This window comes from Paenibacillus sp. HJGM_3, assembly GCF_045062745.1.
Classification (GTDB): Bacteria; Bacillota; Bacilli; order Paenibacillales; family NBRC-103111; genus Paenibacillus_AA.
Window position 1 is genome coordinate 121,375 of the sequence record NZ_JBJGED010000011.1, and the last position, 19,948, is coordinate 141,322.

At 59.9% G+C, this 19,948-nt stretch carries 14 protein-coding genes; all 14 read right to left on the minus strand.

Annotated elements, in window-relative coordinates; translation table 11 throughout:
- Position 1: 1 nt before the first annotated feature.
- The 14 genes from ACI5FR_RS14395 to ACI5FR_RS14460 all read right to left on the minus strand — a co-directional run bounded on the left by ACI5FR_RS14395 (position 2) and on the right by ACI5FR_RS14460 (position 19,805).
- Entirely contained in the window at positions 2 to 2,218 is a 2,217-nt protein-coding gene (locus ACI5FR_RS14395) for a DUF5696 domain-containing protein (RefSeq protein ID WP_405455323.1), read from the minus strand.
- Complete coding sequence (locus ACI5FR_RS14400; RefSeq protein WP_405455325.1) at positions 2,211 to 2,951, minus strand: Yip1 family protein; 741 nt, start codon at positions 2,949 to 2,951, stop codon at positions 2,211 to 2,213. Before ACI5FR_RS14400 ends, ACI5FR_RS14395 begins: the two co-directional genes overlap by 8 nt.
- The gene (locus ACI5FR_RS14405; RefSeq protein WP_405455327.1) at positions 2,926 to 4,398 is read right to left on the minus strand and encodes a tetratricopeptide repeat protein; all 1,473 of its coding nucleotides are present in this window, start codon (positions 4,396 to 4,398) and stop codon (positions 2,926 to 2,928) included. The genes ACI5FR_RS14400 and ACI5FR_RS14405 overlap by 26 nt, the downstream gene beginning before the upstream one ends.
- Before the next feature lie 22 nt (positions 4,399 to 4,420).
- Positions 4,421 to 5,302 carry a carbohydrate ABC transporter permease gene (locus ACI5FR_RS14410; RefSeq protein ID WP_405455329.1) on the minus strand — a complete coding sequence of 294 codons (882 nt, stop codon included), beginning with the start codon at positions 5,300 to 5,302 and terminating at the stop codon, positions 4,421 to 4,423.
- Positions 5,303 to 6,220, minus strand: coding sequence for a carbohydrate ABC transporter permease (locus ACI5FR_RS14415; protein WP_405455438.1), 918 nt, complete (start codon positions 6,218 to 6,220; stop codon positions 5,303 to 5,305).
- Between the two features lie 62 nt (positions 6,221 to 6,282).
- Entirely contained in the window at positions 6,283 to 9,279 is a 2,997-nt protein-coding gene (locus ACI5FR_RS14420) for an extracellular solute-binding protein (RefSeq protein WP_405455330.1), read from the minus strand.
- A 23-nt stretch (positions 9,280 to 9,302) separates the two neighbouring features.
- On the minus strand, positions 9,303 to 10,436 hold the full coding sequence (locus ACI5FR_RS14425; protein WP_405455331.1) for an ABC transporter ATP-binding protein: 1,134 nt from the start codon (positions 10,434 to 10,436) through the stop codon (positions 9,303 to 9,305).
- Positions 10,437 to 10,480: 44 nt separating this feature from the next.
- A complete protein-coding gene (locus ACI5FR_RS14430) occupies positions 10,481 to 12,820 on the minus strand; it encodes a glycosyl hydrolase family 28-related protein (protein ID WP_405455333.1) in 2,340 nt (779 codons plus the stop codon).
- A gap of 94 nt (positions 12,821 to 12,914) precedes the next feature.
- Positions 12,915 to 14,279: an extracellular solute-binding protein gene (locus ACI5FR_RS14435; protein ID WP_405455335.1), complete on the minus strand. Its 1,365-nt coding sequence runs from the start codon at positions 14,277 to 14,279 to the stop codon at positions 12,915 to 12,917.
- Between the two features lie 334 nt (positions 14,280 to 14,613).
- Complete coding sequence (locus ACI5FR_RS14440) at positions 14,614 to 16,818, minus strand: DNA topoisomerase III (RefSeq protein WP_405455337.1); 2,205 nt, start codon at positions 16,816 to 16,818, stop codon at positions 14,614 to 14,616.
- Between the two features lie 78 nt (positions 16,819 to 16,896).
- On the minus strand, positions 16,897 to 17,085 hold the full coding sequence (locus tag ACI5FR_RS14445) for a hypothetical protein (RefSeq protein ID WP_405455338.1): 189 nt from the start codon (positions 17,083 to 17,085) through the stop codon (positions 16,897 to 16,899).
- A gap of 50 nt (positions 17,086 to 17,135) precedes the next feature.
- Positions 17,136 to 18,470 carry an MDR family MFS transporter gene (locus ACI5FR_RS14450; RefSeq protein WP_405455439.1) on the minus strand — a complete coding sequence of 445 codons (1,335 nt, stop codon included), beginning with the start codon at positions 18,468 to 18,470 and terminating at the stop codon, positions 17,136 to 17,138.
- A gap of 104 nt (positions 18,471 to 18,574) precedes the next feature.
- Complete coding sequence (locus tag ACI5FR_RS14455; RefSeq protein WP_405455339.1) at positions 18,575 to 18,973, minus strand: hypothetical protein; 399 nt, start codon at positions 18,971 to 18,973, stop codon at positions 18,575 to 18,577.
- A 28-nt stretch (positions 18,974 to 19,001) separates the two neighbouring features.
- Positions 19,002 to 19,805 carry a protein phosphatase 2C domain-containing protein gene (locus ACI5FR_RS14460; RefSeq protein ID WP_405455341.1) on the minus strand — a complete coding sequence of 268 codons (804 nt, stop codon included), beginning with the start codon at positions 19,803 to 19,805 and terminating at the stop codon, positions 19,002 to 19,004.
- Positions 19,806 to 19,948: the final 143 nt, after the last annotated feature.

The following is a 19,948-nucleotide window of genomic DNA, read 5'->3' on the forward strand; positions in this document are numbered from 1 at the left end:
GTTAGTTCCTCCTTTCGACGACGGTGAAGTCCTTCGGACCGATCCTTACGGATCCGTCGGTATAGGCGGTGTCCCGATAATTGACCAGGACTGCTACGCCGTTGTCATACCGGGTCTCCATCACATCCTTGGCCAGCTCCCGGTGCCCGACGATGAACGCGTTCTGCACGCGGCCGAGCGCCGCCTTCCAACGGCCGTATTCTTGTACGACGGTGTCCTTCCATCCGGCGAACTCGCTGCTGTACAGGAAACCGCCTGTCGTGTCCTTCAGGACGTTCGGGTTCACCTGCGTAAGCATATAGTCCAGGCCGGCCCCGTATTCGATCGAACGGAGCAGCCCCCGGTCGTCGCGCAAGTTCCCGAACGCACCGGAATAGGTGACCAAGCCATGCAGCGCGATCGGATAAAACGGTACGCTCTTCGTGGCAACCATATCGTAGCTCGCGTCCATCGGCATATTGGCGATGTGATCCGCTGCACCGAGCGTATACGCGTTGCCGTATCCGATTCGGGCGGATGCGAATTGCTCCTTCGCGTCGCCGAGCAGCTCCCGGTATTCTGCGATCGACTGCTTGCGCGGCACGACATGGCCGTGGCGGAAGTCGGAGAACAGAAAGTGGCCGATGCCGTCGAACTTCAACCCGTCGATGCCGAGCTCCCGGTAGGCGGCGATGTCCTCGCGGAACAGCCGAAGCGAGACGTCGGCCGGATTCACGTACATCTTCTCGCCGCGGAACGTATCGATGAACGACCGGTTGTTGATGCTGCGCAGCGCATCCCGCGACGGGACGAACCGGTCGTTCAGCCTGGAGTTCGTATAGTCCGTCTGCAGGAACACGCGGTCGCCCTTGTCGTGCGCATCCCGGACGGCTCGCTCCAATCCGGCCGTACCGCCGAGCTTGGACTCGGCGGGCAGCACGGCCGGCACTCGGCTCTGGTCGCCGCCGGTCGACCAGCCCGCCCATGTCACGTCGATCGGGCCGACGCCCGCCTCGTGCAAGCTCTCGACGAGGCGGCGGCCTTCGTCGAACGTCGTGCCTGCCACGAATTTCGGGCGGAACAGCCCCTTCTCCTCCGCGCCGCCGTAGAGCGACAGCTGGACTGGCAAGACATCGCCGGCCGCTCGCCTCGTGAGGCGGTGCTTCTCCTGCAAATAACCGCGGTACGCCGCGGCCATGCCCACATAATCGGCGTCAGCGCCGGACTGGAAGTAGTAGCGGATGCGCCGGTCCTCGTCCCGCAGCTCCTTCTCCGCCGTCTTGTAGCCCGCACCGAGCTTGCTCGTCTGGCGGAAATATTGCTGGCGGTAGATGAATTGCGGCGAGATCCAGTGGAACGCCGTGTACAAGCCTGAAGGGGTTGCGTTCACACGGGCGGTCGTCTCGCCCTCCTCGATGACGGCCAAGTAGCCGCTGCCGTTATACGCCATCCCGAATGTGGGGAAAGGCGATTCGAAGGAACGCGCCGCTTGGTCTGTAATCGTAATGTCCGAGCCGTAGAGATTCGCCGTCACCCGGTACAAGAGCTGCTTCGGGTCGTTCAGCGGGATGAGCGCGCCCATCTCGATCGGCACGAGCATTTGGCCGTCCCGAACGTCCTCCCGCTTCACCGCTCCGAAGAACGGATACGGCCACAGGGAGACGAGCTGCTTGCCCGCCTTCTCCTGGATCCGGTCGGCCGGGATGCGGATGTCGAGGTAGCCGTCCTCCAGCGTTACCGTTACGGCGAACCGGATGCCCTGCGTCTGCAAATCGAACTCGATCGTCGCCCCGTTCTCCACTGGCTGTACGGACGTCTTCGTCTTCGCATCGTCCAAGTTCAGCGTACTGAGCGTAAGGCCCGTGGTGCGCTTCGACACGTCGACGATGTCGGCGAGGAATGGCGACTGCAGATGGTTGCGCCACAGTCCCTTCGGCTCGGATTCAAGCGCGGCCGCACTGGGCAGGCTGTTCCACTCGCTGCCGTTCGCCGCGTTGCGCAGGCGGATATGGCCGGCGTCGTTCACCCACAGCGAGAGCGCTCCCCGCTCCGCCACTTGCTTGTAGCTGTCCATGTTGTACTCCACCGCGCGGATGCTGCCCGGATTAATCGTTGCCGCGGCGGGGGGCTGTGCAGCGCCGGAGCCGCCGCGCAATCCGTTCCACGCCGAACGGGCGACGATGGAGACGGCGATGACGGCGAGCAGCAGCACAAGGCCCGTCATGATGCGTCTAACCACGATACGACACCTCCCTTACGATCTGCACGACGAAGTCGTACACTTGGAACGACAAGCCGGCGAAGATGAAGATCAGCACCCAGATTCCCACCATGAACAGCACCGAGACGATGATATTCCAACCGGTCTCGAACAGCTCGTAGTTGTGCACTTCCTTCACTTGAATGTAGAGCAAGACGACGGTCCAGACGAGGATGACCGTCTCGCCAGTGTCCACAAGTACCTTCTCGTTCAGCGTAAGCACGTTCGTCAAGACGGCGAGCGGCAGCGAGAAGAGCACGACCGGCATCAGGGCGAAGGCGCTGCCGACGAACACTTCGGCCAGCCGCCCTTGGCCCCGCATAATCGAGCTGATCAAATAATTGGCGCATACCCAGGTGATCCAGGGCAGCCCATACTGCAGCAGCAGCGTAATGGGGTTGATGCGGGACGCTTCGGTCGGATCGAAGATGTACGACGTCGTCAGCTTGCTGATCAGCAGTACGAAGTAGGCCGCCAGCAAAAGCAGGACCGATGCGGCGCCCGCCCCTCTCCCGAGCGAGCGGATACCGCCGAACACGTCGAACGGATGCCGGAGAGCGCGGAGCGCCATCTTACAGCAGTAGCCGATATCCCGCACATATTCCCAGGCTTCCGTAAGCTGCAGCCGGGCCCGTTCGCGCGCCGGTGCCGCTTGCGGCTGTGCAGGGCTAGGAAACCTCCCTTTGCTATACGACGGTTTGAGCGACGACATCCTGCTTCCTCCTCTCTCTAGCCGACTTCCATCGCCAGCCGAGCCACAGGACGGCGAATAAGAGCGCACTCCAGATCACGACGGTCGTGAAGTGCTTCTGCATCCAGATGAGCCGCAGCTGCCAGTAGGCGTCGGATACCCCTTGCACATAGCCGGCCTCGCGGAATTCAGCCATCGCTTCCTTCCAGCGCCCTTGCTTGTAGTAAGCTTTGCCGAGCCCCAGGTGGGCGCGAGACACTTTGCTGTTGCGGTGGAGCACTTCCTGCCACGTCTCTATGCTCGCGTCGTATTCGCCCTGGATGTACAGGTCCATCGCGTGGCGGAACAGCTCCCCGAACGGAGTCGGCTCGAACAGCTGGACGAGATTGCCGTTGCGGTCCAATACCGCGAGCGTCCCCTTGGAGTTGACCGCGATGGCCGCCGGGAATTTGAACAGCCCCAGCTTTTGAAATCCGTCGTTTTTGTAGCCGAAGGAGAACATCAGCTCTCCGATCGCATTATATTGGTAGATCGTCCCGAATTGGGCTTCGATGGCCGTCATATTGCCCTTCGCATCGACTGCGATGTCCGTGAACTGATATTGCTCGTTTTTCTTCAGCCTCACGTTCCCGTACGCCTTCTCGCCCAACAGATCTTTTCCGTCGAAGTTCAGCTTTTTGATCTGTCCTTTCGTAACGGACACAGACGTGGTGTACAGGAATTGATCCGGACCGATCGTGACGTTCGACACCGTCCCCGGCAATTTGGCCAGCTCCTTCATCTTCTGCTCCTGCGTGAAAAACATCCGTTTCAGCGAATCGGTGAGGCTGAACGGCACCCGGTTCGCACCGAAGAAGCCTTCGAACTGCCCGTCCGGGTCCAGCAGCAGCAAGCCTTGAAATCCGTTGCGCGTCGCGATATACATGAAGCCCCGCTCGTCGACGGCCACTTTCGTCGGCAGGAACTGGTAGCTGTCCGGCAAGAGCGCCGTCTTTGGCCGTTTCACCGACCTGAGGTACGTCCCCCGGTCATCGAACACGGCAATGCGCTCGTTCTTCGTGTCGGCCACGTACACCGTGCCGTCGTTCGCCACGAACACGCCGTTCGGCTCGTTCAGCTTGGCGTCGCCTTGCTTGTAGTCGATCGCATTCCGCAGCTCGAACCGGTCGTCGTAGTGCAGGATGCGGTTGTTGCCGGTGTCGGCGATGTACAAGTGGTCCCGTGCATCGATGAACAAATCCTCCGGATTTTTCAAGCTGCCGTGCACGAAGGACGTCGGCAAGTACGCCGGCTGGGAATCGTATGGCTTCCCTGCCGCATCGTACACCGCCGTCCCATACGGCGGCTCGGCCCGAGCGGCGGCAGGCAGCAGCCCGAGTCCCGCGGCGAGGCATACGCCGAACGCCAAACTGCGGAACGCCAACCGTCTCATGCCGCCGGGTTTCATGCTGCGTTTCGTGTTGTTCATGCTTAGGTCTCCTCCCCCCTTTTTATTTGAGACCGGAATGCGCCATCGTCGAGATCACCTTGCGCTGAACGGCGAGGAACAGCACGAAGCTCGGGATGAACATGATGAGCGCCGCCGCGGCGGCCACACCTTGCCGGGCCACATTGTTCGCCAGCCCGCTGGTGAGCGATTGGACATAGAACGGCAGCGTCTTGAGCGTCTCATCCTCTACATAGAGTGAGGACGTCTCGAGGTTCCCCCACACCGACTGGAAGATGAGGATCGTCGCGGTCGCGATCGCCGGCATGCACAGCGGGACGATGATGCGGATGAAGATGTGCACCTCGTTCGCCCCTTCCATCCGCGCCGCTTCCAGCAACTCGTCCGGCAGCAGGTCGATGAACTGCTTGAACAGGAACACGATGACGGGAAGCGCCAGAATCGGCAATATATGCGCCCAATACGTATTGATGACCCCCAGCTTGCTGATGACGAAATAGCGGGGAATCTGCACCGTTTCCGGCGCAAACATCAGCGAGACGATAATGACGGAGAAGAGCCATTGTTTTCCGCGAAAACGGTGCTTCGACAACGGATACGCGCACAGGGCGCTAATGAGCGTGCCGAGCACGATCGCGATCGCCGAGACGAACACCCCGTTGAATATATAACGGGTGACCGGGACCACCGACGACTTCGTCACGACGAGCAAGTCATAAAAGTTGTCCAGCGTCGGCTGCTTGGCTAGAAACGTCGGCGGGTACAGGAACAGCTCGTGGTACGGCTTAAGGGCGTTGCTGAACAAATACACCATCGGCAGCAGCATGAAGGCGGCGAGCAGCGTCATGAGCACGACAAGCACGAGCTGGAAGCCCGTCATGCGGTTCAAGCTCGGACGGCGCCGGAACAGTGAGTTAAGCTTCATTTATTCGTCCCCCTTCGAGCCGAACAGCTTCCAGCATAGCTTGCTGGACAAGTAGATGATGACCAGCAGTACGACCGAAATCGCCGACGCATACCCCATCTCATACCGGATGAATCCATAGTCGTCGATATGGTTGATGAGCAAGTGCCCGGCATAATTGGGCGATGGATTCGAGCCGGTCAGCTCGACGCTGATCGCGCCGGCCTTGAGCGTCCCGACGACGGCCATTACCGCGCCGAACAGCATCTGAGGCTTCATCGCCGGGATCGTAATGTACCAGATCTCCTGCAGCCGGCTGCGCACTCCGTCGATGCGGGCCGCTTCATAGAGCAGCCGGTCGACGTTCTGGATACCGGCGAGCATCGCCAGGAAGCCGACTCCCATGCTCGCCCACAGGGATACGAGAATCATAATTTTCATAATGAATTTCGGGTCGGTCGTCCACAGCTTCGGCTCGTTCAAGTAGCCGATATTCAGCAGAAAATTGTTCAGATAGCCGATTCGGTCTCCGCTGAAGATGATGAGCCAGACGACCGACATCGCTATGCCGGCCGTCATCGACGGCGCGTACATCGCGAGCGTGTAGATCCCGCGTATTCGCTGAGGCAGCTGGGCAATTAGCCACGCCAGGGCGAATGAGAGCACGTACCCGAACGGTCCGACGATAATCGCGAACAGGAACGTATTCGGAATCGCATGCTGCCAGAACACGAGATCCTGGGTCAAAAGCGCTTGATAGTTCGCCAAGCCGACGAACCTGGGCGCTTCGATCGCATTGAACGAAGTGAACGACAATCCAATCGCCGCCACTGTCGGCAGCACGATGAACAGGAGGAATAGCAGGAAGAACGGCGCGATGAAGGCGTAGCTCACCCAGTCCCGCTTCAGGCTGGCCTTCAGGATCATCCTGCGTGTCATGTTTGTCGGCTCCGTCTCCTTCCGGTTGCGCTCGGTCGGCCTGACGGCCGCCGCTATTTTGCTCATGGCGCTCCTCCCCCTTCCCACGGCTGCTTCAGATCCGGCACCTGCAGCTTGCGGACCTGCTGGCCGTCCTCGTCCACGAACCCGAATTCCTTCTGCTTGCGCTTCAGCTCGCTGTCGATCTGGAAGATCGCCTGCTCAAGCGCCTCCCGGTAGTTTTTGTTTTGCAGCACCGTCTTCGTCCAGGCAAAATTCAGCTCCCGCCCGGTGAAGTAACCGCCTGGAACATTCGGCACTTCCTTGTACCATTTCCATTGATCGAGAATAATGCCGGCGGTCTCCTTCGGCCACGGCAGCCGCTTGAATGCCTCCACATTCGCCGTATTCCAGCGGAATTCTACGCCGTTCAGCATCTCGATCTCATTGCCGAACCGGGCCTGCACCTCGGTCGACGTCCACCATTTCAAGAACGACCAGGCGTCGTCCTGCCGCTCCGACGAACGGAAGATAATGCCTGACGACAAGCTGCCTCCGGACCAGCGCGCGATCGTCCGATCGGGCTGCCGGACCCCCGGGATAGGGGCAATGTTCCATAAGCCCGTCAGCTCGGGCGCCGCCACGAGCAGCTGCATGTAGGTGTTGTAGTCGGATACTCCGATTGGAATGTCTCCGTTCCGGAAATGCATATAGAAGCTCGGCACCTCGGTCGGGAACCCGTATACCTTGAACAAATCGGTCCACAGCTTGAACGATTTGAAACCCTCCGCCGTATTCAGGCCCGATTGGGCGCCGTCCGGCGTATAGAACGAAGCCCCGTTCTGGAGGAAGATCGGCACGTAATTGCCCTTGTTGTAGAAGAAATCGTACCCCTTCTGCTTCAGCGTCGGCAGCAGGCGGAGCATGTCGTCCCAAGTCTCGGGCGGCTTCACGCCAAGCAGCTTCATAATGTCGTTCCGGTAAAACATCACATTCAGCGACACGGTCTCGGGCAAGGCGTATACCCCCCCGTCATACTGGAACGGCATCAGCGTCCCCGGGTGAAACCGCTTGGCCACGTCGTTATAATCCGGGAACCGGCTCAAGTCGACGAGCGAATTCCGCATGGCGAAGTCGGCCGGCATGCCCTCCGAGATGCCGAGCGCAATGTCCGGCTCCCGTCCGGAGGAATTGCTCAGGATGAGCTGATTGGCGTTCGGCATCAGGTTGACGTTGACCTTGATGCCCGTCGTGGCCGTGAACGATTCATCGGCCAGCTGCTGCATGACGTTGACGTAATCGCGGCCCCGGTTCACCCAGACGTCGATGCCTTCGGGATCGCGCCGGCCGTAATATTTGTAGTTCGGGCTGAAGGTGCGGAAGAAATTGACCGTCCAATCCTTCAGCACCGCCCACTGCCCGGGAGGCTTCACGGTCCGCTCCGGCGACGTCGTGACGTAGATCTGGTCGAGCGTGAGCGGCTGGCGGGCCAGGCCGTCGGCGAACTGACTCATCTTCTCGATGTTTTGCGCCCACATTTCCGGCGGCCGCTTCGCCAGCAGATTCGGCTCTTCCGCGATGTCGCGCAGATCCTGCAGAACGGCCCGCAGCCCGTCTGCGCTTTGGACCGAGTTGCCATACAGCTTCTGAAGCGACTCGATCTGCAGCTGCAGCCGGTCGGCGAGCGAGGCGGCTTGCCCGCCCAAGTCCGGCATCATCTCGGCCAGATTCCAGTCGCGATTCTTGTCGACCATGTTGCGGTTCTTAATGCCCGTCATCATGCCGATCGTCCGGTTCAGCTCCTGGAAATCGTCCATAACGGTCCGAATCCCCTCCCGGGCCACCATGGTGGGCGAAGGCGCGGCGTCGAGGGTCAACGTGTGCTTGCCGCGCGTCAAGTAAAAGGCGAATGGCTTGCCGTCGGCCGCCGACAAGGCGTCCACTCTCCATTGGCGCCCGTAAGGGAACGCGTATGCCGCCAGCTCCGAGAACGGAACTCGGCCGTCGAGGCGAATTTGGCGGTACGTATAGACATCGCGCGTAAAGTTCTGCATGTACTTGAGATGGATATAATAGAGACCGTCCTGCGGCACTTCGAACGTCCAATCGGCCGATTGGCCTCCCCGGTTCCACCGGAAGCCGCCCATCATGTTGTAATGGATCTTCCCGTTCGATGCCGGTACGGCCAAATTATCGTTAGACGCTTGAATTTGTACGGAAGGATCGGACTTTCGGTCCATCTGCTCCGCTTCCAGCAGCATGCTCCACCCAGACGGAGCATCGTTCTTTTTGACTTGATCCCGTTTCACGGTCTCTTCGTAGGCAGGCACCGGCTCCGGAGCATACAGCCGAATCTCCGCAAGGGCGAAGGCGTCGAGCACCGATTCGATGCGCAGCTTGTGCCTGCCCTTCGTGAGCGGCCAGCGAAGCGGTCCTTCCTCCATGTAGTTCGGATCCGTCAGCGCTCGCTCCGTCCACTGGGACAGCTCGGTCTGCGAGGGCCGTATCTGATCGCCGTTCTCGTTCGTCCGCGGCGGGAACGGCTCATCCTTCCAACTGCGGAACAGCTGGATGCTCCTCGCTTCGGTATACGGGTAGTCGCCATCGAGGCGAACTCCGACTTGGATCGGACTGAACGAGCCTTTGAGCGGAATGTAAGTCAGGGCGATCGCATACAGCCCGTCGCTCGGCACATCCACGTCATATTCGACCCAGGCCTGGTCGTTCGCCAGCTGTACGACGGACGATTTCCCTTCGATCGGCGCACTCAGGAGACGGGCATCGCCCGACAGCGCCGCAGAACGCGCTGCAGGGATCACGATCGGGCTCATCCCAACGGACGGGATGCCCTTCTCCTTCCATGTGAGCCGCTTCTGCGAATACAGGGAACCGTACTTCTCGGACCAGCGCTGCGGAGCAATCCGCTCCCCCGAAGCACGCTCAGAGCTTCGCTCGCCGCTCGCGAGTCCGTCTGCACCCAGCGCAGCGGCGCACAGGACCAACACGGACATCAAGAGGAGCAGCAGTCTATTTTTCGCGAGCCCCCTGCGAGAGGGCGTGAGTCGTGGCAATCTGTTCATCGGGACATTCCTTTCCTGTTCGGTCAAGCGATCGTCTCCTGCGTGTCTTTGTTGAAAAACAGCATGAAGCCCGCGTTCAGGACGAGCCGGTGCGTCGAGCCTTCCTCGAACCGCTCGTAAGCCGGCGCTCGCATGACGAGCTTGTCGTCGCCCGCCCGCAAGTGTACATACCGGTCCGCGCCCACCAGCTCGGTGAAATGGACCGTCCCGCGCAGCTGGAACGTCTCGTCGTCCGCGTCGGGTCCGGCCTCGCCGGCTGCGGCTTCGTTCGCGATGCCGACATATTCGGGGCGGATCCCCAGCACGACCGCTTTGTCGCGATACCCTTGCCGGAGCAGCGTCTCGCTCTTCCCCGGCGACAGAGGCAGCGCACAGCGGGCGGTATGGAAATAGAGCCCGCCCTTGCCCGGCAGCAGCCGGCCTTCGATGAAATTAATCGGCGGCGAGCCGATGAAGTTCGCGACGAACATGTTGGCCGGTGTCAAATAAATGTCCTCCGGAGTGCCGACCTGCTGAATGAGCCCGTCCTTCATGACGCAGATACGCGAGCCCATCGTCATCGCTTCCGTCTGGTCGTGCGTGACGTAGATCATCGTCGTCTCCAGGCGCCGGTGCAGCTCGATAATTTCCGAGCGCATCTGCACCCGCAGCCTCGCATCCAAGTTGGACAACGGCTCATCCATCAGGAATACTTGCGGATGCCGGACGATGGCCCGTCCCAACGCGACGCGCTGCCGCTGGCCGCCAGACAGCTGCCGGGGACGGCGCTGCAGCAAATGCTCGATCTCGAGCGTGCGGGCATTCGCCTTCACCGACGTATCGATCGCATGCTTCTCCATCTTGCGCAGCCGCAAGCCGAACGCCATGTTCTCGAATACCGACATATTCGGGTATAGCGCGTAATTTTGGAACACCATGGCAATGTCCCGCTTTTTGGGCGGGACGTTGTTCATGAGCTCGGGACCGATATAGATCTCCCCGGAGGTGACGCGTTCGAGACCCGCCACCATCCGGAGCGTAGTCGATTTGCCGCAGCCGGAGGGGCCGACGAACACCATAAATTCGCCGTCCCGGATGTCCAGGTTCACATCCTTTACGACATACGGGCCGTTTTTGCTGTAGCTTTTATACAAGTGACGCAGCGATACGCCAGCCATAGTAGCCCAAGCTCCTTCCTTCTTCTTACTCGTTACGCCTCTCTTCAAACGGCCAGGATGCCAAAGTCGCGCATCGCCTGCTTCAGCCGGTTCATCTCGGCCTCCAGCTGTTCCAGAGATAGCCCCGTCGTATCCCCGATCGCCGGAAGACGGCCGACTTGACCGAACGGTTGGTATACGGGAGCGGAATAGGTGACCGGACTCGCCGTTGCGACGTCCGCCGACAATGCGGCGTTCACGCGCAGTTCCGTCCCGGAGATGCGATTGATGCGGCGCACTTGGCCGCCCGTCTGGATGCGGATCCACTGCCCGACCTTTAGCCGAGAGGCGTCATTCACCGTGACCTTCGTGGAGCCGACTGCCCCCGTCGCGGTCACCCCGGTTAACGTCCCGATCGTACCGCCTCCCGTCACCTTATAGCCGATCGGCGTCTTGCCCGGTACGACGCTGCCGCCGGTCACGAGGACGACCGTCCCGGACTGATAGGTCGTGCCCGCTTCCACCGCTGGATCGTCGAGGAACCGGTCGGAGAATTTGACGAATTTCTCCGCCGCATCGGTCCGGACTGTGCTGCTCAAGTCAAGCCATAGTCCACCTTGCTTCGAGGTAATAAGGTTATCCATGACTTCCACATCGGTGAAAGACCCGTCCGCATTGTTCAGCCGGATGGAGTACAAGCCTCGGGCCGTATCGTACGTATCCGTAATCATATTACCGGCGATCTTCGCTCCGCTTACGGTCGACCTCAGCAGGATGGCGGCCTTGTACGCTTCGTTGGCCGCCGGGTAATGGGCGGCGTTCACGATCACGTTGCCCGTGATCTGAATATTCGCCATCGTGCCGATCTTGCGTGTGTTGCCGATATGAATCGCCGTAATGGGTGCATTCTTGATTACATTGTTGCTAATGACGACGTTCTTCACGTCGGTCTCCCGCACGAAGCCGATGCCGTAGCAGAACCCTTCGAGCAAGTTGGACCGCTTCACGAACTCTTCTTCACACTGGATCGTGTTGCCGGTAATCGTGATGTTCTCGAACGACCCGGTGAAATCGGCGGGCAGCACGCCGGGGAAGGCACCGATCCCGACCATCATCGTACGCTGCGCCTGGGCGTTGTTCAGGCTGATCGTATTGCCGGTCACGGTGACGTTCTTCAGCGCATATTGCTTGTAGGGCCAGAACTGGATCGCGTGCACGGCGTTCGTGAACGTGTTGCCGGTCACGGTGATGTCGGCATGCTCGCCACTCGTCTCGCTGGACTGAATGTGAACGCCCGTCACGTAGCCGTCTGAGACGTTGCCCGAGACGACGCTTTTGCCGGTGTGCGTCTCGATCGCGCCCATAGCCTTCTGGCCCGGCGCGGCGTAGAAGCGGTTGTTCGTCACCGTATGGTACTGCCCGTTCATGTAAACGGCCGAATTGTCGTAACCGTCGACTCCGTTCGTATGGACGAAGTTGAATGTGCAGCTGCGCACCGCCGCATGGCTCGACGTCGGATTGTTCATGACAATCGTGTTCCAGCCGCAGATCGGGTCGAACTGGCAATTCTCCACGACAATGTGCTCGTAATCGAACAGGCTGATGCAATATTGCGTCCAATAGTACGTGTCCGTCCGATTCGGATTGATGTTGCACGTCGTATTGCCCAGCGGGTTCTGATCGAAGCGTAAACCCCGGATCGTCACGTTTTTCACTTTCGGCCAAGTTTGGAAGTTGCCGATGATCGTCCAATAGTCCCCGGCATTGTCCTTCACCTTAATGACCGAGCTCGAGCCGACGCCTTCCAGATTGACGTTGTTCTTCGGTACGATCCGACGGGTCTGCAGCAGCGGAGAGACGAGATAAGTCCCGGCCGGGAAGAACACGGTCCCCCCTCCCAATGCGAACACCGCGTCGATCGCCGCCTGGATGATGTCCATATCGTCTTGAATCCCGTCGCCCCGCGCGCCGAACCACTTCACGCTGTACCGGTCGCCGATGACAATGCGCTTGAACCGCGCCCCGGACACGGAGACGAGGACGAGCCCTGTATTGTCGACGGATGACGTATCGGCCGGATCATACCGGAACTCCCCTTCTTGTCCGGGATCCGTGACATAGTAGAGTAATTCGGGGTCCGGGTCGGTCGCCGCCCTCAAATCCGCAATCGTCACCGGGGTGGTGTAGTCCATGGCGGCGAGCTGTTCTAGCAGTCGCTTCCCTTTCAACTTGAGCTTGCCGGGCTCGCCGCCGTATACGGCGCTCATCACCGACGCGCCGGGGCCTCCGCCCCCCGCTGCGCCCAGTGCGGCGCCTGCTCCATAGACAACCGCGGCCGCCCCGGCCATGCCGAGCGACGACAAGAGCTTTCTCCGGCTAATTTTTTTTGGCATCTCGAACATCATCCACACACCCTCCCGAGGAAATCCAAGTGAATACTAATATGGAGCATCCCTGGGCGTATGCACCTTATGCGCATACGCCCCGGGTTCCGGCTGCTTATTTTTTTACTTTCGTTTTGTAGAACTCATCGATCTTGGCTTGCAAATCTTTGTTCACGTGATCCATCAGTTCCTTCGGAGTGATTTTGCCCGCCATCATATCCGGGAACAGCTTCTTGTACTCGACGTCGTAAGCGACCGGGAACTGCGGGATATACTTGGTCGCCTGGTTCGCGATGTCCATGAACACCTTCAAGTCCGGATCGCTCGCCGCTTTGTCCTTCATGAACTTCGTGTCCTTCTTCGGCGTGATCAGGCCGAGCCGGTTGTACAGCGACGCGGCGCCCTCCTCGGTGTTCGTCATCCACTTGATGAATTCCCAAGCCGCTTCCTTATCTTTGCCGCCCTTCAGAATCGCCAGGTTGCTGCCGCCGTTCCAGAGGCTCGCCTGTGGAGCCGGGACGACCGTTAAGTCCAGATCCGGCTTCGCTTTCTTGAACGCGACGAGATCGTTGGAGGTGATGACCATCATAGCTTGCTTCTCCGCAACGAACGGATGGGTGCCTTTCGGCAGAGCCGCTTTCATCTTCGCCAGCGCGTCGGCGTTCACCGTCTCCTTGTTGAAACGGACCATCCATTCGAGCGCTTCTACGATTTTCGTGTCGTTGAAATTCGCCTTTTTCGTATCCGGGTTGTAGAACGTTTTCGGATCCGCTCCGTTCAGGTAGGACACGAAGAACAGGCCGGACAAGTTGCCGTAATAGAACAGCGGATTGTCGCCGGTCATTTCGAGCTCTCCGTTTTTCATCACCCAGAACTTTTTGAACAATTCATCCGTGTCCTTCAGGCCTTGCAGCTTCGGAATCGATTTCTCGCCATATTGGTTCATGATCTTGTTGTTATAGACGAGCGCGTAGGTCGGGTTCAGGTACATCGGGATGCCGTACTGGCCGCCTTCGAACCTCGGGATTTCCCAGACGGTCGGGTTGAACTGCTCCGCCTTGAAGTCCGGCTCCTTTTTCATATAAGGCGTCAAATCTTCCATCAGGCCGTCCATGATATAGTTCACTTCGAGCCGGTTGAAAGTCGCGATCGTCGGCACATTGCCGGCTGCGATCATCGGATCGAGGGGGCCGAGCTGGATGTTGACCTTGATGTTCGGATACGTCTTGTTGAAGTCCGCGATCATGTTCTTAATCTCGGCTTCCGGCCATACCGTAACGGTGTACTGCCACAGAATCTCGCCCTTGATCGAGGCCGGATCGACTTTTTTGGCCGTTTCGGCCGGCTTGCCGCTCGGCTGCGGAGTGGCGCTTCCCTCGCCGCCGGTATCCGAGCCGCCGCATGCGCTTACAAGTAGAGCCAGCAGAAGGACGCTGACGAGACTCCAGATTGAGCTTTTACGCGCTACATTGTTCAACATGTTCATACTCCTTTGAGAGAAAATGAGATGGTCTTGCCCCCGCTAATGCATCCCTGTTAACTTAACTTCCCGGCTTGCAGCTTCTTTGCCGTCTAGTTGCCTCACCTCCATCCACCGTTAGGCGAATGATTTTTGATACCGCTATCATAACTTGGTTTCTAGCGGAAAGCTTTGTAGGATCGCTCGCACTTTTTGCATTCCCCTTTATACTTTCGTTCGGATTTTTTGTACTGCATGTTGGGGGCCAGTAGCTCGATTAGGAGGGGTTGGCATCTCCGCGCAAAAAAGACCTGCAGGAGAGAAACTCCCGCAGGTCTCGATCACCGATCCGTATTTACTTCCCACCGTTCTTCTCCATCGCGGCCTTAAGCGCATCCGCCAGGCTCGAGCCGAACGACTCGTTGTCGCTGTACTGCTGCGCCAGCTTCGCCTGCTGCTTGCGCTGGACGCGAGGCGAACCGTTCTGCTCCTCCAGCATCTCGATCACGTTGCACGGCCGGCATTGCGCGTACTTGCCCGCCTTGCCCATGTGCACCTCCATCCGCTTGTGACACTGCGGACACCGCTTGAACGTCAGCGCCGGCTCGGCCGCCCGGTGGTAGCGGCACTCGCGGTTCGAGCAGACGAGCAGCTTGCCGCGCTTGCCCTTCCGCTCCATGAGTGCGGTGCCGCACTCCGGGCACTTGCTGTGCGTAAGGTTGTGCGGCTTGTATTCCTGCTCGCTCGCCTTTACTTCTCGGACAAGTCGGACCGTCTGCTTGCGGATGTCGTCCATGAAGGCCGCGGCGTTGCCCTGGCCGCGGGCGATACGCTCGAGCTCCTGCTCCCAGCGCGCGGTCAAATCCGGCGAGCGCAGGTCATCGGCGACGAGCTCGATCAGCTGTTTGCCTTTGCCGGTCGGCGTCAGGCGGTTCAGCTTGCGCTCGACCGTGTCCGTCTGCAGCAGCTTCTCGATAATGTCCGCCCGCGTTGCGGGCGTGCCGAGATGATGCTGCTCCATCCGGGTGAGCAGCGCCGCCTCGGTGTAGCGTCCCGGCGGCTGCGTCCGGTGGTTCGCTACGCCCGCCGCCCTCATCGCCAGCGGCTGGCCCTTCGTCAGCTCCGGCAGCCGCTGGCTGACGGCCGCCCGGTTCTCCCCGGCGTCCGATCCGCTGACGGGCGACGCCCCGCCGCCTCCAGCCGCGACTGGGTCGTCGTCCTCGTCGGCGTCCGATTCCGCCGCGCCCCCGACGCCGCCATACGCCTCCCGCCAGCCGCTGTCCTTCGGAACGACGCCCTTGGCGTACAGCCGCTCGCCGGCGGCTTCGATCACGACGCTCGTCTCCGCGTAGCGGTACGGCGGGTAGAACAGCGCGATGAAGCGGCGCACGATCAAATCGTACAACCTCCGCTCCTCGGGGCTCAGCGCGGACAAGTTCACATACTGCTCTGTCGGGATGATCGCATGGTGATCGGTCACCTTGCTGTCATCGACGAACCGTTTCGTCACGGCGAGCGGCCGTCGCAAGAGCGGCGCTATAAGCGCGGCGTACGGACCGATCGCGATCGCGTCGAGCCGGCTCTTGAACGTCGGGGCCATGTCCGACGTCAAGTAGCGCGAGTCCGTCCGCGGATATGTGACGAGCTTGTGCTGCTCGTACAGGCGCTGCAGGACGGACGACGTTTGCTTCGCCGAGAAGCCGAGCTTCTTGTTCGCGTCGCGCTGCAGCTCGGTCAAGTCGTAGGCGAGCGGCTGCGGCTCCTGCTTCTCGGTCATCCGGACCGACTCTACCGTCGCCTTCGCCCGGCCCAGCTTGACCGCGAGCGCCTCCGCCTCCGGCTCGTCGAACAACCGGCCGTCATGCTGCTCGCTGCGGCGCCACTTCGCCCGGAACGACCCGAAATCGGCCGTTACGGTCCAGAACGGCACGGAGCGGAACTCGGCGATCTCCCGCTCCCGCTCCATCAGCATGGCGAGGGTCGGGGTCTGCACCCGACCGGCGGCGAGCTGGGCGCCGTACTTGCTTGTCAGCGCCCGCGTCACGTTCAGGCCGATCAGCCAATCCGCCTCCGCCCGGCACACGGCCGAAGCGTACAAGCCGTTATACTCGTTGCCCGGCTTCAGCCGCTGGAATCCTTCGCGGATCGCCTTGTCCGTCTGCGACGAGATCCACAGCCGCTGGAACGGTTTCCGCCAGTGCACCTGGTCCATGATCCAACGCGCGACTAATTCACCCTCCCGGCCCGCATCGGTGGCGACGATAAGGTCGCCAATATCGCCGCGCTTGCACAGCTGCGCGATCGCCTTGAACTGATGCGACGTTTCCCGCATCACCTTCAGCGTCATTTTAGCCGGCAAGATCGGTAAATCCTCCATGTTCCACGTCTTGTACTTCGCGTCGTAGTCCTCCGGTTCCGCTAATGTAACCAAATGGCCGAGCGCCCACGTCACGACATAGCGCGATCCTTCATAGTAGCTTTTCTGCCGGTCGCCGCAGCCCAGTACACGGGCGATTTCTTTGGCCACGCTCGGTTTTTCCGCCAATACCAACGATTTCATCTCGAATTCCCTCCTGAATGCAAACGAACCACGGAAGCCCATAAATGCCTCCATGGTTCGTGTTGTTCATGCTTCCGGTTACACGCGAATATCCATAAACGCCGATAACCCCGATGGCTGCTGCGCCTGCTTGATGTTTTTGGCCGGGTCGCTCATCACTTCGTTGATCGCTTGCTTGACCACTTGCTCGGCCTTGCTCTTCCCGGTCTCGATCGCCTTCACGACACAGCCCGGAACTTGCGTGCCGCCCCCAATGTTGAAGCTCAAGAAAACACCCTCCTATCTCGAATCACCTAGTTATTCCCATGATACCCGATCTAGCTTTCTCCTTCAATAGAGACATTTCGGGAAGGGCGAATCCAGAACGAGGAGGCCAGCGCGACGAGCGACATGATAAACCCGTACATAAATACATGATGGATGCCGTTCATAAATGACGGCGCCTTCGTCAGCAGCGCCCCCATGATCGTCGTGCCGACGGCGGTCCCGATATTGCGGGCGAAAAACTGCAGCGACGTCGAAATCCCTTTCTGCTGCGGGCCAACGAGCTGCTGCGCTCCGATCGTAGTAACCGTTACGAGCAGTCCGAACGCCATCCCCTCCAGGAACATCAGGCCGAATAGCTCCCAGAACCCGCTTCGCTCATCGAGGAATAGGAAGAAGCCCAATCCGCAAAGCACCAAAATCCCATTCCCGGCGATGAGCAGAGGCCGATACCCGAACTTGATGACCCAGCGGCCGGACGGAACCGCCACGAGCAGCCAAGCCGTCGCTTCGCCGAGCAGAGCCAGCCCGCTCATGAAGATCGAATAGCCCTGCTCCTGCAAGAACAGCGGTACATAGTTGGCTGTGCCGAACAAGGCGGCGGTCGCCAGCACCGAGTTCGCGATCATCCACGCGATGCCGCGATTGCGGAAGATTGTGAACGGAATGATCGGCGATACGTGCCGCCGCTCCACGAAGCCGAAGGCGGCGAGCAGCAGGACGCCTCCCGACGCGTAGATCCAATAATCCTCGGTGACGACGGTCAAAAGCAGGAACAGCACGACCCCGCCCGCAAACAGCAAGCCCCCCGCATAGTCGATCGGCGCTTTTTTGGGGACGTACACTTCGCGGTACGGCATTAGGAGGGCGACTGACAACAGGCATAGAGGGATATTGACGTAGAATATCCATCTCCAGCTGGCGACTTCCACGAAGAACGCCCCGAGCAGCGGAGCTAGGACCGCCGACAATCCCCACATGCCGGAGAAAAACGCTTGGATCGCGCCCCGCTTGCTGACCGGGAATAAGTCGCCGGCGATGATTGCAGGGAACGGAATGAGAATGCCGGCGCCGCAGCCCTGGATCGCGCGGAACAGGACGAGCTGCACCATCGATTGCGACGTTCCGCACAATAGGGAGCCGAGCAGGAAGATGAGGATGCCGGCGGCGAACACTTTTTTGCGCCCGTAAAGGTCGGACAGCCGCCCCGCGATCGGAGTCAAGGCGGTCGAAGCGATCATGTAGGATACGAAGGTCCACGCATATAGGGAGAATCCGCCCAAATCTTCCACAATGTGCGGAATCGTCGTATTCGTAATCGTAGAATCCAGGGACGAGACCAACACCGCGAGCACGATGCTGATCATGACCGGCCATTTGCCTTTCACCGGTTGTGTCGAAGCGGTTGTTGCATTGTTGGAACCTGGCGAACTAGCTTGAGTCGTTGCGGTCATACTTCACCTCTTGTAAGGCTTGGGATGAAATAATTATTTTATGAAATCCGGTCAAACTCGCCGTACTTCGCGATTTTGTCCAGCATCTCCTCCGCGATCGGCAGCACGAACTCCATCTTGCCGATCTCGAACAGCCCGCTCCTGCTGTGCATCGTCGCCTTCGCCGCGTACAACCGGTAGGAGCCCGTGTCCCCGTTCAGCCGGGCGATCTCGCGCGAGCCTTCCGCGTTGTTGCTCACGAACCGGACCGATTTGCCGCTTAGCGACTCGTATGGATATATGCTCACAATGTCCGGCAGCATCACGTAGTACGTCATATGCGGGCGCTGAATGACCAGTTCGCGCGTCGACACCGTCAGGCCGAGATCCTGCTTTTTGTGGTACATCATCAGAATGCCTTCCAATGAACGGATTTGGATAAAATCCGACGAGTTCATAGCCGGCTCACCTCGGATAATGGTTTCGTTAAAGCGTGATCCAGATGCAGGTTCGGTCGTCCGGCGGGGAATCGTGCCTCCGCTCCGCCTCTATCACCACTTCCGCATAGCGCTCCAGGCCGAGCCTCATCAGCTCCGCGCAAGCGTCCGTCAACTCCAGCTCCGGATGGAACAGGCCGTCCGTCAGCAGCACCAAGTGCCGCAGCTCCTCTCGCGGGAGCACCCCGGCCTGCAGATGCGTATCGAGCGTCTCCATTCCATTGGCGACGCCGTAGCCGTCCGGATGGTTCGCGAGCCAGCGGTTCGCCTGATTGCGGTTGTGGGGAATATCGTAGTAGCTCTCGTCGGGCAGCTCCTCTCCCCGCCGTCGGGCTTCCTTCCTCGCGAGCTTCGCCCGTTGCGTCACCCCGCGCACGCGGTTCTCGGTCACCGCCACGATCCGCCCGTCGTTATACACGGCCACGATCATGGAATCGCCGAGCTGTGCATACCGCACGACGTCCGGCTCCAGCTTCACTGCAGCTACGCAAGTCGACCAAAGCTCGTGCAGGATCGACAAGTCTATGCCGGCCTGCATCATCCTGTCCCGCAGCTGCCGATTCGCGTCAAGGATGAGTTGTGTCAAGTCCGTCTGAGACGTCCCTTGCTCGAAGCTCGCTCTAAACAAGTTGGCGGCAATATGCGCTCCATTGTGCCCTTCGCCGTCCTTATACGCATCGAGCGGCGTGACGCCGTCCATGACGGCGAATAGCCCGGCTTCGGGATGGATGGCATACGCATCCTCCGCTTCGGCTTTCCATGGGCTTTTCAAGTGATACGTTTGAAAATGCATCGTTCCCAGGACTCCTTATCTATTCATAAGTGGACCGTGTGGAGAAACCCCATTCAAAGTGACATAATCGTTCGTTTCTTTGCGGGGACCCGGATAAAAAGCGCTTCCTCCTATGATGCCTCAGATTCGCCGAGGTGGCAAGT